We start from the raw sequence: 13,717 nt of genomic DNA, 5'->3' as shown, positions 1-13,717 counted from the left end.
GGGCAAGGTCAAGCAGGGGGCTTCGTCATGACCGCACACCGGATCGCGCCGGCGGAAGCCGCCTTCTACACCGCGCAGAGCGTCTTCTCCGACCCGGGCGAACTCGTCGGCTGGTACGCCGACCTGCCCCGGGACGTCGGCGAACTCGCCCGGGTGGTGCGGGAGGTGATGGTCCACCGCGTGGAGGGCGGGCAGTTCGGGGTGCCGATCGCCGAGGACCGGATGCGGGACGACGCGGAGACCCGCTACGTGGACGACATCCTGCGGCTGGTGGTCAGCCGGGACGGGGCGCCGCTGCGCAAGGGGCGCGACCTGGCCGACCGGTTCGTGGGGATCTGCCGGGACTTCACGCTGCTGCACGTGTCGCTGCTGCGCCACGTCGGCATCCCGGCGCGGCTGCGCTCCGGGTTCGCCGACTACTTCGGCACCGACGGCTTCCACTTCGACCACGTCGTCACCGAGTACTGGGACGACGAGCGCGGCTGGCTGCTGGCCGACGCGCAGATCGCCGACCCCGCGTGGTACCCGATGCCGTTCGAGGCGACCGACGTGCCGCGGGACCGCTTCCTCGTCGCGGGCGAGGCGTGGCGGCAGATCCGCGCCGGGACCGTGGACCCGCTGTCCTTCGGGCTCCCCCTGCCGCAGGGGCCGATGGTGGGGGAGCGGTTCGTGGCGGGCGACATCCGGCTCGACCTGGCCGCCCTCAACAAGGTGGAGACCCTGCTGTGGGACGTGTGGGGCCCCGGCTCCGAGGCCGACCCGGAGTGCGCCGCCGGCACCGGACTGCCCGCCGGGCTCCGCGACCTGTACGACATCGCGGCCCGCGTCACCAGCGGCGAGGTGTCCTTCGCCGAGGTCCGCGCGCTCTTCGCCGACCACGACGGCCTGCGTACCCCGGCGACCGTGCTGTCCCTGGCCCCCTTCAACGGCCCCAGCCGGGTCACCCTGCGCTGAGCCGGACCACCCCCTGCGTCGGCCGGGCCGGGCGCCGCCGCTCCTTCGTCGAGGAGGCCCGGCAGCACCGCGCACGGGGGGACGCGGCGCCGCCGGGCTCGGCGGAGGTGGCCGCGCCGCGGGCGGACCGACGGCGATGGGAACCGACCACCTGCCGACGACGCTAAGCCTTCACCCGGCCCCGCCCCGCCCCGCTGTCCGGGACTGCCCGCAATTCGTCGCGGCCGACCGGATGCGGCACGGTTGCGACGGGCGCGCTGCCCGCATCCCGGCGCCCGGCGACCGAACCCCGCCATCGGGCACCCCGCCCGCCGCCGGCTGCTATGCGCGCCGTAGGGTCCGGCGCATGGACACCCTCATCAATGTCTTCGTCGGGCTGCACATCATCGGCATCGCGGCGCTGCTGGGCGGCTTCCTCACCCAACTCAAGGCGCTGGGCCCCGGCCGCGCCGAGCCGCGCTTCGTGCCCGGCATGCTCTACGGCGCGTGCACGATGCTGGTGACCGGCGTCGCCCTGGTCGGTCTGGCGCACGCCGACGACCGGCACATCAGCAACGTCAAGATCGGCGTCAAGCTGGCCGTGCTGCTGGTGATCCTCGCGCTGGTCTACGTCAAGCGCGACGACGAGAAGGTGGAGACGGCCCTGTTCGGCGCGGTCGGCGGCCTGACCGTCGTCAACATCTTCATCGCGGTGCTCTGGACCTGAGCACCGCGACGAAGACGGGGTGAACGGGCTCCGGGCGCGTCAGACGATGCGGCGGGCCGTGGCGAACGGCATCCAGCTCAGCGGGGCGACCTCGACCGTGGCGCCCGTGTGCGGGGCGTGCACGATGTTGCCGTTGCCGATGTAGATCCCGACGTGGCTGAGGCCGGAGTAGAAGAACACCAGGTCGCCCGGGCGCAGATCGGCCTCGGAGACCGCGGTGCCCTGCTTGGCCTGGTCCCAGGTGGTGCGCCCGAGGCTGATCCCGGCGGCCTTGTAGGCGGCCTGGGTCAGGCCCGAGCAGTCGTACGAACCGGGGCCGGTGGCTCCGTAGACGTACGGCTTGCCCTGCTGCGCCAGCGCGAACTGGATCGCGGTGGCGGCGCGGCCGGTCGCGGTGCCGGTGTACGTGGGGGTGGTGCTGGAGGACGAGGACGACGACGAGGTCGACGAGGAGGAAGTCGTCGTCTTCGGCTGCTGGAGCGCGGCGAGCTTCTTCTTCTGCTCCGCGGTGAGGCTGTTGAGCAGCTTCTGCGCGGCGGCCAGCTTCGTCTGCACGCTCTTCTTCTGCGTGGCGAGCGTGGTCTGCGAGGACGTCAGCTTCTTCAGGCTCGCGGTGGCCTGGGCGCGCTGGACCGACGCCTGCTCCTGCTGGATCTTGAACTTCTGGAGCGCCTGCTCCTGCGTGGCGGTCAGCCGGTCCAGCAGGTGGTTCTGCGACAGGAAGCTCTCCGGGTCGTCGGAGAAGAGCAGCTGCGTGGTGGCACCGAAGCCGCCGGTGCGGTACTGCTCGGCGGCGAACTGCCCCAGCACGCGCCGGGACTCGTTCATCTGCTCGGTCTTGTCGGCGACCTGGGCCAGCAGTTGGTTGGTCTTGGCGCGCTGGGTCGCCGTCTGCTCCTTGGCCTGGTCGTACTTCTGCGTGGCGACCTCGGCCTGCTGGTTGAGCGTGTCGACCTGCTTCTTGACCTGGCTGATCGACGGCTGCGAGGGCTTCGCGGGGGCCGCGCTCGCCGTCTCGCTCAGGAGGGTGACCGATGCGATGGCCGCGGTGGTGAGACCGACGGCGGCCCGGGTGCCGGTCGACGCGAGGAGCGGGGTACGCGGCTTGCGGTGCGACGCCAAGGAGGCGACTCCTTCCGTGGACCGCCGACCGGGTTAGCTGACGGGTTCGGGCGGGGAAGGTCGCCCTACGGTGCGGACGCGGGTCGCGTCTGCCCCGATTCACCCCAAAGTGCCTCTGGGTCCCCGGTTCCGGCGCCGGCCGGATTAGGCGGAGGTGATGCGCTGCCGGACCTTCGCCGACGGGAGGCGGACCACCTAGCGGGTTACCGTAGTCAACTTCAGCGGATCTCGGGGAGTTTGGATCGCAATGTGACCGAAATCGCTCTGTGACCTTGGGTTTTGCGGACTTGCTGATCGGACATCCGGGTCATGCGGTGGCGACCCGGACGAGACGGCCGACGCGCCCCTATTACGGGCGGACGGCCGCATAGAAGGTCATCTCGGTGATGGGCGCGATCTTCACCACGGTGCCGGTGTGCGGGGCGTGGATCATCTCGCCGCCGCCGATGTAGAGCCCGACGTGCTCGTCGTCGTCGAAGAAGACCAGGTCGCCGGGTTGGAGGTCGGACTCCGAGACCCGGGTGCCCACGTTCACCTGGTCGTAGGTGGTGCGCGGCAGCGTGACGCCCGCGGCCTTGTAGGCGGCCTGGGTCAGCCCCGAGCAGTCGTACGAGTCCGGGCCGGTGGCGCCCCACACGTACGGCTTGCCGAGCTGCTTGCGGGCGAAGGCGATGGCCTGCTCGGCGGCCGTCGAGGAGGACGTGGACGTGGACGTGGTGGCCGCGGCCTTCGCGGCCTGCGCCTGCTTCGCCTTCTCCTGGGCGGCGATCTGCTCCGCCTTCTTCTTCGCCTCGGCCTCCTGCTTCGCCTGGAGCTCCGCCAGCCGCTTCTTCTCCTGCGCGGTGAGGCTGTTGAGCAGCTTCTGCGCCGCGCCGAGCTTCGTCTGCACCTCCTGCTTGGCGGACTTCAGCTCGCTCTGCTTGGCCGTCAGCGTGGCCAGGCTCTTGGCCGCCTCGACCCGCTGCTGGGTGACAGCGACCTGCTGGGTCTGGTAAGAGACGACCGCGGCCCGCTCGCGCTTGCCCATCACGTCCGTGAGGTGGATCTCGGCGGCGAGGTCCTGCGGGTTGTCCGACAGCAGGTAGCGGCTGGTGCTCATGTCGCCGCCGCTGCGGTACTGCGCCGCCGCGAACTCGCCCAGCACGCGCCGCGAGTCGTTGAGCTTCTGCGTCTTCTGGGCGACCTGCGCGAGCAGCTTGTTGACCTTCGCGTTCTGCGAGGTGGTCTGCTCCTGCGCCTGGTCGTACTTCTGGGTCGCCGCCTCCGCCTGCTGGTTGAGGGCGTCGACCTGCTTCTTGACCTCGCTGATCGACGGCTGCGCGGGCTTCGCGGGCGCGGGGGTGGCGCTCGCGCTCTCGCTGAGCAGCGTGACGGTGGCCAGCGCGGCGGTGGTGATCCCCACGGCCGCGCGCGGGCCGGGGGTGCTCAGGAGCGCGGTACGGGCCTTACGGTGCGTCGCCATGGCGGACGGACTCCTCTCGGACGCTGCCGGTTCCGGCTGGTGCGGCACGCTAGCCAAAGCCCGGCACGGCTGGGAAGGGCGATGTCCGATAAGGGTCGATACCTTTTCGTAATCTTTTGCCGAAGCCTCGCCGGCGTCACCCAGCGTGGCGAGCGGGCTACCCGGGCAAGGAGTTTCCTGTGCGTACGGCCTGCATTCGCTGTGCGCCTGCGGTGTGGTGGGGCGGAGCCGGGGCCGCGCTGAGGCTGAGCCGGGGGAGTCCGCGCGGCGACTTCCGCGGACCGGCCTGAGCTGTCGGCGGTCGGCCCTAGACTCGGGAGGCGATGAGCAGCCTCTTTGACGACAGCTTCCTGGACGGTCTGGACGCGGCCCACGGGCCCGCCGACAGCGAGCAGCCCCCGCCACCGGACGACGGCCCCGGCGGCGAGGAGGTCCCGCACGACCTGTTCCAGGGGCGGTACGACGACCCGCCGGCACACGACGCGCACTACCGCAACGGCGCGCCGCGCCCCGTGCTCGACCCCGCGCAGCTCGTCGCGGGGCTCAACGAACAGCAGCGCGCGGCCGTGGAGCACCACGGCGGGCCGCTGCTCATCGTCGCCGGCGCCGGCTCCGGCAAGACCCGCGTGCTCACCCACCGCATCGCCCACCTGCTCGCCGCCCGCGACGTGCACCCCGGCTCCATCCTCGCCATCACCTTCACCAACAAGGCCGCGGGCGAGATGAAGGAGCGGGTCGAGGAGCTGGTCGGGCCGCGCGCAAACGCGATGTGGGTCTCGACCTTCCACAGCGCCTGCGTGCGCATCCTGCGCCGCGAGTCCAAGACCCTCGGCTTCACCTCGTCGTTCTCGATCTACGACGCCACCGACGCGCGCCGGCTGATGGCCCTGGTCTGCCGGGACCTGGACCTCGACCCCAAGCAGTTCCCGCCGAAGTCGTTCAGCGCCCAGGTCTCCAACCTGAAGAACGAACTGGTCGACCACGAGACGTTCGCCGCCCGGGCGGAGAATCCGTTCGAGCGCAAGCTCGCCGAGGCGTACGCGATGTACCAGGCCCGGCTGCGCGACGCGAACGCGCTGGACTTCGACGACATCATCATGACCACCGTCAACCTGCTCCAGGCGTTCCCCGACGTCGCCGAGCACTACCGGCGGCGCTTCCGGCACGTCCTCGTCGACGAGTACCAGGACACCAACCACGCCCAGTACACCCTGGTCCGCGAACTCGTCGGCACCGGCGCCGAGCCCGCGGACGGCGCCCCCGCCACGCCCATGGCCGAGCTGTGCGTCGTCGGCGACGCCGACCAGTCGATCTACGCCTTCCGCGGCGCCACGATCCGCAACATCCTCCAGTTCGAGGAGGACTACCCGCAGGCCCGCACCATCCTGCTGGAGCAGAACTACCGCTCCACCCAGAACATCCTCAGCGCGGCCAACGCCGTCATCGAGCGCAACGCCGGGCGCCGCGCGAAGAACCTGTGGACGCAGTCCGGCGAGGGCCCCGTCATCACCGGCTACGTCGCCGACCAGGAGCACGACGAGGCGCAGTACGTCGCCGAGGAGATCGACCGGCTCACCGACGCCGGCGACGCCCGCCCCGGCGACGTCGCCGTCTTCTACCGCACCAACGCCCAGTCCCGGGTCTTCGAAGAGGTCTTCATCCGGGTCGGCCTGCCCTACAAGGTCGTCGGCGGCGTCCGCTTCTACGAGCGCCGCGAGGTCCGCGACGTGCTGGCCTACCTGCGGGTGCTCGCCAACCCCGAGGACGCCGTGCCGCTGCGCCGCATCCTCAACGTGCCCAAGCGCGGCATCGGCGAGCGCGCCGAGGCGATGATCGACGCGCTCGGCCGGCGCGAGGGCATCTCCTTCCCGCAGGCGCTGCGGCGCGTCGACGAGGCGTACGGCATGGCCGCGCGCTCGGCCAACGCGGTCAAGCGGTTCAACACGCTCATGGACGAGCTGCGCACCGTCGTGGAGTCCGGCGCGGGCCCGGCCGTCGTCCTGGAAGCGGTGCTGGAACGCACCGGCTACCTCGCCGAGTTGCAGGCGTCCACCGACCCGCAGGACGAGACCCGGGTGGAGAACCTCCAGGAGCTCGCCGCCGTCGCCCTGGAGTTCGAGCAGGAGCGGGAGGGCGAGGAGAGCGGGTCGCTCGCCGAGTTCCTGGAGCGCGTCGCGCTCGTCGCCGACTCCGACCAGATCCCCGACTCGCCCGACGGCGAGGAGGACACCGGCGGCGTGATCACCCTGATGACGCTGCACACCGCCAAGGGCCTGGAGTTCCCGGTGGTGTTCCTGACCGGCATGGAGGACGGGGTCTTCCCGCACATGCGCGCCCTCGGGCAGGTCAAGGAGCTGGAGGAGGAGCGGCGGCTGGCCTACGTCGGCATCACCCGCGCCCGCAACCGGCTCTACGTCACCCGGTCGATGATGCGCAGCGCCTGGGGGCAGCCCTCCTACAACCCGCCCTCCCGCTTCCTGGAGGAGATCCCCGACGCGCTCATAGAGTGGAAGCGCACCGGGCGGCCCCAGTCCGCCGGCTCGGGCGGCGGCAGCGGCTCCAGGGCGGCGGCGTCCGCCGCGTCCTCCGTCACCGCCCGCGGGCGCTCGGGCACCGGCGGCTTCGCCACGCGCCGCTCCGCCGGCGACCGCCCGGTGATCTCCCTGTCGGTCGGCGACCGCGTCACCCACGACCAGTTCGGGCTCGGCACCGTCATCGCCGTGACAGGGCGCCCCGGCGACGAGAAGGCCACCATCGACTTCGGCGACGAGCGGCCCAAGCAGCTCCTGCTGCGCTACGCCCCGGTCGAGAAGCTGTAGCGGGTCGCCCCGGCGGACCAGGCCGGGGGCCGGGGGCGCGCGGCTACCGCGGGTCGAGGCCGTGGGAGAGCAGCCAGGGCAGCGGGTCGATCGGGGACCCGCCGCCCGGCCGGACCTCCAGGTGGAGGTGCGGCCCGGTGGTGTTGCCGGTGTTGCCCGAGTAGGCGATCACCGTCCCGGCCTTGACCTTGCCGGACCGGATCTTCGTGCTGCTCAGGTGGCAGTACCAGGTCTCGGTGCCGTCCGGCGCGGTGACGATCGCCATGTTGCCGTAGGAGCTGTTCCACTGGGTGCGCACGGTGCCGTCGGTCACGGCCATCACCGGCGTGCCGACCTGCACCGGGAAGTCGATGCCGGTGTGCAGCGCCATCCAGTGCTCGCCGGACTGCCCGAAGTAGGCGCTCAGGCCCTTCTGCTTGACCGGCAGCACGTACTTCGGCCGCAGCGCCTCCTTGCGGGCGGCCGCCTCCTCCGCGGCCTTCTTCGCCGCCGCCTGCCGGTCCGCGAGGTCCACCCGCTCCTGGGAGCGGCTGGCGCGGGTGGCGAAGTCGTCGGCGTCCCGGCTCACCCCGCTCAACTGCCGGTCCAGCTGGGTGGTCGGCGCCTTGCCGGTGGCCGCGTCGGCGGTCGTCTTCGACGCGTCGTGGCCCACGCCGACCCCGCCGTACGCCGCCGCGCCGACCGCCGCGACGCCCATCACGGCCACCGACGGCACCCCGACGGTCAGCAGCGCCGAGCGGCGGGCCGGCTTGCGGCGGCGGCTGCGGGCGGTGGGCACCTCGTCGGCGGTGAAGTCGTGCCGTACCGGCGCCTCGTCGGCGGGCAGGTCGAACGCGAGGTCCGCGCCGAGCAGCTCGGTGTCGTCGGGGACCGGGGCAGCGCTGCTGACCGTCGGGGTGCCGCGGGTAGCCGTCATGGTGGTGGTCGCGCCCACGGCCGCGGTGGCGGCGGCCGAACCGGGCGCGGCGGCAGGCGCGTCGAAGCCGGTGCCGTAGCCGCCGGCGGTGGGGCCGGCGGGCGCCTCGTACGCCTCGTACGCCTCGGGAGCCGCGAAGGGCGCGGTCACCTGCTCGTAGATCCCGGTGTCGCCGCCGCTGTCGTAGCCGTAGCCGAAGCCGTCGTGGACCGGGTAGGCCCCGGAGTCCCACTCCTGCTGCTGCGGGTAGGCCGGCTGCTGGGCGGTCTGCCAGGCGGTGGTGTCGTAGCTGCCCGTGTCGTAGTAGGCGGTGCCGGTGGCCGGGGCGGCGTATGGGTCGTAGACCGGGTGGGCGCCGGTGTCGTAGCCGCCGACGGCGTAGGTCCCGGTGTCGTACCCGTTCGGTTCGTAGCCGTTGTGGCCGTTGTGGCCGTTGTGGCTGCGGTGGCCGTACGCGTACGGGTCGTAGCCGCCGGAGGGGGCCTGCTGCGCCGCGTCCGGGTCGTAGCCGTAGGCGTACTGCTGGTCGTACGGCGCGGCCTGCTGCGGGATGGGGGCGTAGCTGTAGCTGCCGGTCGTGTCATCCGCGTATGTGGTGCCGACAGTCGGGTAGGAACCCGAGGAGTAGGCGTCGTACGCGTGGGCGTCGTGGCCGGAGTCGTACTCCGACGGAGGACGTGGGTTCACCGCCAGCTTCTCTTTCGCCTAGGCAGCAGGAGAATTAGCGGCGACTGTAGCCCTCCGCACCGGCCGCGGACAATCTTCCGGCCCGACCTGGCGCCCGCCTTGCCCGGTGTTCGGTTGGTATTCGACCGTTATGTGTCCGTTATGCGGCGTCGATGGCGGCGGGCAGCGGGCCCGGTCCGGACAGGGCCCGCCTGACCTCCGCGGCCACCGAGCCGTGCACCGGCAGGGCCAGATGGCCGATCCCGCGGACCTGGATGTTGTCCACGGACAGGTCCGGGTGTTCGAGGCGCGCCGACTCGACGGGGATCATGAACTCGTCGAGGTCGCTCCAGAACGCCGCGAAGCGGGTCCGGCAGCCCGGCGCGGGGGCCGCCAGCTCGGCCAGCACGGGCGAGCCGGGCCGCATCTGGCGGGCCAGCGGGTGGGGCGCCAGGGCGGGCACCGCGCGGGTGCCGGAGTGCGGGGTGCCCATGGTGACCAGGGTCCGCACCCGGGCGTCGCCGCCCAGCCGCTGGATGTAGTAGCGGGCGACCAGGCCGCCCAGGCTGTGGCCCACGATGTCCACCCGCTCGTGCCCGGACTCCGCGCAGACCCGCTCGATGTGCGGGCCGAGCATCGCGGCCGCGGTGCGGATGTCGCCGGTCAGCGGGGAGTAGTTGAGCGCCTGGACCCGGGTCCAGCCGTGCCGCAGCAGCGAGCGGCGCAGCAGGGCGAAGGCCGAGCGGTTGTCCACGAAGCCGTGCAGCAGCAGGACCGGGGGCTGCCCGTGCCCCTCGCGCTCCGCGGGCGGGGCGCCCTGCGCGGCGCGCTCGGGGAGCATCCCGGTGGGATAGAGCAGCAGGTGCCCGGCGAACAGGGCGAGGTCGATGGCGGCGACCTTGGCCAGCTCGGCGCCGTGCCGTCCCCACAGCGCGTGGCCGGGGATACGGTCCCGCCGGCCGTCGTCCGGGGTGTCGCGGGGTGTCGGCCCCGGGTCCGGCTCGCTTTCCGAGGACTGGGCGGCCATGGCCCACCTCCCGTCGCGGCGCCCGGGTCGTCGTCGAACCGGGTGCCCTCAGCGGGAGCCGGAGCGGGCGCCGTGCCGCCGCGCCCTGCGGCTCGACACGCGGCGGCACGACACCCTGGCTGCGGCTCTCGAAGGACGAGCCGGGCGTCCCCCCGGCTTCCGGCGTGTCCCTCGCCGGCCACCGCGGGCAGCCCCGGCCCTGGTCGTGAATGTGTCCCACTGTGTGATTTCCCCCTCGCCGCCTCCCGTAAAACTGTCGGGCGCGGCGCGCGGGCGCTAACGTTCGTTTACGCGGTACGGCCCGCGTCCCATGGTGAGGGAGGCAGCGAATGGGAGTGTCCGGACAGATCCGCGTGGTGGTCGCCAAGCCCGGGCTCGACGGGCATGACCGCGGCGCCAAGGTGATCGCGCGTGCCCTGCGCGACGCGGGCATGGAGGTCATCTACACCGGGCTGCACCAGACGCCCGAGCAGGTGGTGGACACCGCGATCCAGGAGGACGCCGACGCGATCGGGCTCTCCATCCTCTCCGGCGCCCACATGACGCTCTTCGCCAAGGTGGTCGAGCTGCTGCGCGAGCGCGACGCGGCCGACATCAAGGTCTTCGGCGGCGGCATCATCCCCGACGCCGACATCCCGCCGCTCACCGAACTCGGCGTGGCCGCGATCTTCACCCCCGGCACCTCCACGGGCGAGGTCGTCGACTGGGTCCGCGCCAACATCGGCCAACCCGCCTGACCTGGGGCCGGGCACGCCGGTAGCGCCGGGCGCGCCGGTAGCGGTCAGGCGGCCGCCAGCTCCTCGGCCATCAGGGCGCGCAGGCGGAGGGTGGCGGTGAGGCGCTGGAAGGCTTCGGACCAGTAGGCGCCGGCGCCGGGGGAGCCGTTGGGGGACTCCTCGGCGGCGGCGCTGAGCAGGGCGACCTGTTCCGCGCAGCCGGGGTCGAGGCAGCGCTCGGCCAGGCCCATCACGCCGCTGAAGCTCCACGGGTAGCTGCCGCCGTCGCGGGCGATGTCGAGCGCGTCGACGACCGCGCGGCCGAGCGGTGCGCTCCACGGCACCGCGCACACCCCGAGCATCTGGAACGCCTCGGACAGGCCGTGCGCGGCGACGAACCGCGCCACCCAGGCCGCCCGTTCGTCCGCCGGGAGGATCGCGAGCAGCTTCGCGGGATCGCCGATCGCCGCGACCGGGCCGCCCCGGGCGGAGGGGGCGCCGAGCAGGGCCCGCGCCCAGGCGGTGTCGCGCTGGCGGACCGTCGCCCGGCACCACGCCGCGTGCAGGTCGGGCTGCCAGTCGTCGAGCACCGGGAGGGCGACGATCTGCTCGGGGGTGCGCCCGCCGAACCGCTCGGGCCAGGTCGCCAGCGGTGCGGCCTCCACCAACTGGCCGAGCCACCAGGCGCGTTCGCCCCTGCCGTTGGGCGGCTTCGCGGTCACCCCGTCCCGCTCCATGGCCGCGTCGCACGCGTACGGTGCCTCGACGGTGATGCCCTCGGGGGCGAGCGACACGCAACTGCGGGAGCGCTCCGCCATCCGCCCGGCCAGCGCGGAGGCCGGCAGCGCGGAGAGCAACTCGGCGGCCGTGGCCCGTACGTTGCGGCTGCGGTCGGTCAACGCCGCTTCCAGGAACGGTTCGTCGGCCGCGGACAGCCCGGTCCGCAGCGCGTCCATGAACATCAGCCGGTCCTCGGCGCGTTCACCCCGCCAGGTGGCGGCGAGCAGCGCCAGCGCCCCGGCCGGGTCCGCCTGGCGCAGCCGGGTGAGCAGGGCCACCCGCTCGGCGAACAGGCCCTCCTCCCACAGCTGTGCGCGGGCGGCGGAGTCGGCGACGGCGGTGCCGGCACCCACCGCGCCGCCGCCGGCCCGCAGCGCGAACTTCCACTCGGGGTTCAGCTCGGCCAGCCACAGCGCGCGCGGCCCGGCGAAGGCCAGGGCGTCCGCCCGCAGGTCCGTACGCGCCCGGGCGATGTCCAGGAGCGCGGGCAGCAGGGCGGGCGGCGCCGCGTAGCCGCGGGCGCGGGCCGCCGCGAGCCACTGCGGCAGCAGCTCCAGCAGATTGGGCGCCGCGTTCTGCCGGCTGCGGCCGCCGCCGGTCAGCATCGACTCCAGCCGGCGCCGGGCGGCGTCGGGCAGGCGCGGGCGCGGGTCGGCCGCCACGGCCTTCGGCCGCGGCCCCGCGGTGCCCGGCCGCAGCCCGGCCCGGCGCCGCACCACGCCCACCGCGGCGGCGTCCAATAGGCCGACGGCTGCCTCCTGCGCGTCCCCCACCACGCCCGCGGGCCGCCGCCGCTCGGTGCCGAGCAGCGCGCTGCCCACCAGGTCCTCCCACGTCCCACCCATCGGGTCCCCCTTCTTTCCGCTTCCTCTGCTGCCGATCTGCCGGGTGCCCGCCCGCGTTTCGAAGGGGCGGCGCCGCGGCCTGTCGGGTCTGGTCGGTCGGATCTGGTCGGTCTGGCCTGGTCTGGTCCGGTCGGTCGTGTCTCGTCGGTCGGCCGGTGCGGCCGGGTACGGCCGGGTCCGGTCGGGCCGGCTGGTGCGGTGCGGTGCGGTCCGGACGTGTGCGGTGCGGTCGTGCGCGGTCCGGATGTGCGCGGGTGGTCAGGGCAGCACGGGGGTCGGCGCCGGCGTGTCGGCCGACCACGCCGTGAGCGGCTTCGCCCCGGCGGGCGTCAGCTCGGCGAAGACGGTGAGCGGGTGGCCGCCGGACAGCGCCGCCAGGCGCCAGGGCGCGGGGCCGGCCAGCGGTACGGCGTCGGTGCCCGCCGCGTCGGCGAGCTGCCAGCGGTCGGGCCCGGGTATGGGCACGACGCCGGAGAGCAGGACCGGCCAGGCGTCCATCCAGGGGTCGCCGGCGAGCGCGGCGCCGTACGCGTCGAGCGCCGGGCCGATCGCGGTGCCGGCCGGGACGGCCGCCGGGGGAGCGGTGGTGGTGCGGTGCGGGCCGAGGGCGGCGCGCAGCGGCACCGCCGACGGGTGGTAGGCGAGCTCCGCCTCCAGCACGACACCGACCGGGAAGGCGAGTTGGGGTGAGCGGCCGGCCGCGCCGAAGGACAGCACCAGGGCGAACCGCCCCGAGGCACCGTCCCGCAGCCAGATCCGGCGGGTCGTCAGGTCGTCGGTCGTGTCGTACTGCGCGAGGACCAGCCACCGGCCGGGCACGGTCGGACCGGCGAGCAGCTCCGCGCTGTCGACGGTGAACCCGACCCGCGCCCGCAGGGTGTCCACCAGCGGCCCCGGCAGCCCCTCGCGGCCGAGGAACCCGCGCGCGAGCAGGTGCAGCAGCGCGGTCTCCTCCAGCATCCGCGACGGCCAGTCGCCGCCCGACGCCGGTATGGTGCCCAACTCCCGCACCCGAGAGGCCAGTCCGGGCGCCTGGGCATCCACCATGCGGGCCGCCGTCTCCTCGAACGCGCGGTGCCCGGCGCGGTCCGCCCCCGCGAGCCCGCCGCGCAGCAGGTCGGCGAGCCGCTGTTCCAGCTCCGCGGCGCCGCCCTCGACCCGCACCGCCCGCCGGTCGGCCCGCCGCCGGGCCGCCTCCAGGTCCGCGGGCCCGGCGGCACGGGCCGCGCCGGCCCCCGCCGCCGCGGCCTCCTCCTTCTTGCGCCGCGCGGACACCCACTGCTCCACCCACTCCGGCTCGGTGCCCGCCGCGCCGGCCGCGGCTATCGGCCCCTCCGCACCGCCGGCCCACAGGATCAGCAGCGCCAGCGCGTGCTTGCACGGGAACTTCCGGCTCGGGCAGGTGCAGCGGTACGCCGGACCGCGGGTGTCCACCGCCGTCTGGTACGGCTTGCTGCCGCTGCCCCTGCACAGGCCCCACACAGCTGTGCCCGCCGCCCCCGTGCCGGACCACGGCGCAGGCGACGCGAGCTTCGCGCCGGCCTTCCGTGATGCGGCGTCAGGCGCCAGCGCGAGCACCTGATCCACCGTCCACCGCGTTTCCGTCTCCATGTCACAGACCGTAGATCCCCCCTCTGACAATCGCCATGACCTGCGGAAATAGCGCTGGGTGACCGATTGTCAGAGGTCGGGTGCACAGTGGGA

The 13,717-nt window shown here is 73.7% G+C and carries 10 protein-coding genes and 1 riboswitch; of the genes, 4 read left to right on the top strand and 6 right to left on the bottom strand.

Annotated elements, in window-relative coordinates; all coding sequences use genetic code 11:
* Positions 1-27: 27 nt before the first annotated feature.
* Both WA788_RS16950 and WA788_RS16945 read left to right on the top strand, forming a co-directional pair.
* Positions 28-954 carry a transglutaminase-like domain-containing protein gene (locus WA788_RS16950; RefSeq protein ID WP_335978157.1) on the top strand — a complete coding sequence of 309 codons (927 nt, stop codon included), beginning with the start codon at positions 28-30 and terminating at the stop codon, positions 952-954.
* Positions 955-1,300: 346 nt separating this feature from the next.
* A complete protein-coding gene (locus WA788_RS16945; RefSeq protein ID WP_335978156.1) occupies positions 1,301-1,660 on the top strand; it encodes a hypothetical protein in 360 nt (119 codons plus the stop codon).
* Between the two features lie 39 nt (positions 1,661-1,699).
* Here the strand turns inward: WA788_RS16945 and WA788_RS16940 are convergent, their stop codons facing one another.
* Complete coding sequence (locus tag WA788_RS16940) at positions 1,700-2,782, bottom strand: C40 family peptidase (protein ID WP_335978155.1); 1,083 nt, start codon at positions 2,780-2,782, stop codon at positions 1,700-1,702.
* 7 nt (positions 2,783-2,789) lie between these two features.
* Positions 2,790-2,943, bottom strand: a riboswitch (cyclic di-AMP (ydaO/yuaA leader).
* A gap of 188 nt (positions 2,944-3,131) precedes the next feature.
* Positions 3,132-4,244 carry a C40 family peptidase gene (locus tag WA788_RS16935; RefSeq protein ID WP_335978154.1) on the bottom strand — a complete coding sequence of 371 codons (1,113 nt, stop codon included), beginning with the start codon at positions 4,242-4,244 and terminating at the stop codon, positions 3,132-3,134.
* 323 nt (positions 4,245-4,567) lie between these two features.
* Here WA788_RS16935 and pcrA point away from each other — a divergent pair, with 323 nt between their 5' ends.
* Positions 4,568-7,063, top strand: a complete 2,496-nt coding sequence (pcrA, locus tag WA788_RS16930) for a DNA helicase PcrA (protein WP_335978153.1) — start codon at positions 4,568-4,570, stop codon at positions 7,061-7,063.
* A 43-nt stretch (positions 7,064-7,106) separates the two neighbouring features.
* On the opposite strand, the gene WA788_RS16925 is transcribed toward pcrA, so the two are convergent.
* Positions 7,107-8,666, bottom strand: coding sequence for a M23 family metallopeptidase (locus WA788_RS16925; protein ID WP_335978152.1), 1,560 nt, complete (start codon positions 8,664-8,666; stop codon positions 7,107-7,109).
* Between the two features lie 139 nt (positions 8,667-8,805).
* The gene (locus tag WA788_RS16920; RefSeq protein ID WP_335978151.1) at positions 8,806-9,672 is read right to left on the bottom strand and encodes an esterase/lipase family protein; all 867 of its coding nucleotides are present in this window, start codon (positions 9,670-9,672) and stop codon (positions 8,806-8,808) included.
* 329 nt (positions 9,673-10,001) lie between these two features.
* Here WA788_RS16920 and WA788_RS16915 point away from each other — a divergent pair, with 329 nt between their 5' ends.
* On the top strand, positions 10,002-10,409 hold the full coding sequence (locus tag WA788_RS16915; RefSeq protein WP_335978150.1) for a cobalamin B12-binding domain-containing protein: 408 nt from the start codon (positions 10,002-10,004) through the stop codon (positions 10,407-10,409).
* 44 nt (positions 10,410-10,453) lie between these two features.
* Here WA788_RS16915 and WA788_RS16910 read toward each other — a convergent pair whose 3' ends face one another.
* Positions 10,454-12,013 (bottom strand): DUF5691 domain-containing protein, encoded by a 1,560-nt coding sequence (locus WA788_RS16910; RefSeq protein ID WP_335978149.1) that lies wholly within the window; start codon positions 12,011-12,013, stop codon positions 10,454-10,456.
* 258 nt (positions 12,014-12,271) lie between these two features.
* A complete protein-coding gene (locus tag WA788_RS16905; RefSeq protein ID WP_335978147.1) occupies positions 12,272-13,624 on the bottom strand; it encodes an SWIM zinc finger family protein in 1,353 nt (450 codons plus the stop codon).
* Positions 13,625-13,717 lie beyond the last annotated feature (93 nt).

Source organism: Streptomyces sp. CA2R106 (genome assembly GCF_037034245.1).
Lineage (GTDB): Bacteria > Actinomycetota > Actinomycetes > Streptomycetales > Streptomycetaceae > Actinacidiphila.
This window is presented reverse-complemented; position numbering and strand designations above follow the sequence as displayed.

Coding starts and splice junctions, on each gene's coding strand:
- WA788_RS16950 (WP_335978157.1), top strand. CDS start 28: ATGACCGCACACCGGATCGCGCCGGCGGAAGCCGCCTTCTACACCGCG.
- WA788_RS16945 (WP_335978156.1), top strand. CDS start 1,301: ATGGACACCCTCATCAATGTCTTCGTCGGGCTGCACATCATCGGCATC.
- WA788_RS16935 (WP_335978154.1), bottom strand. CDS start 4,244: ATGGCGACGCACCGTAAGGCCCGTACCGCGCTCCTGAGCACCCCCGGC.
- pcrA (WP_335978153.1), top strand. CDS start 4,568: ATGAGCAGCCTCTTTGACGACAGCTTCCTGGACGGTCTGGACGCGGCC.
- WA788_RS16920 (WP_335978151.1), bottom strand. CDS start 9,672: ATGGCCGCCCAGTCCTCGGAAAGCGAGCCGGACCCGGGGCCGACACCC.
- WA788_RS16915 (WP_335978150.1), top strand. CDS start 10,002: ATGGGAGTGTCCGGACAGATCCGCGTGGTGGTCGCCAAGCCCGGGCTC.
- WA788_RS16910 (WP_335978149.1), bottom strand. CDS start 12,013: ATGGGTGGGACGTGGGAGGACCTGGTGGGCAGCGCGCTGCTCGGCACC.
- WA788_RS16905 (WP_335978147.1), bottom strand. CDS start 13,624: ATGGAGACGGAAACGCGGTGGACGGTGGATCAGGTGCTCGCGCTGGCG.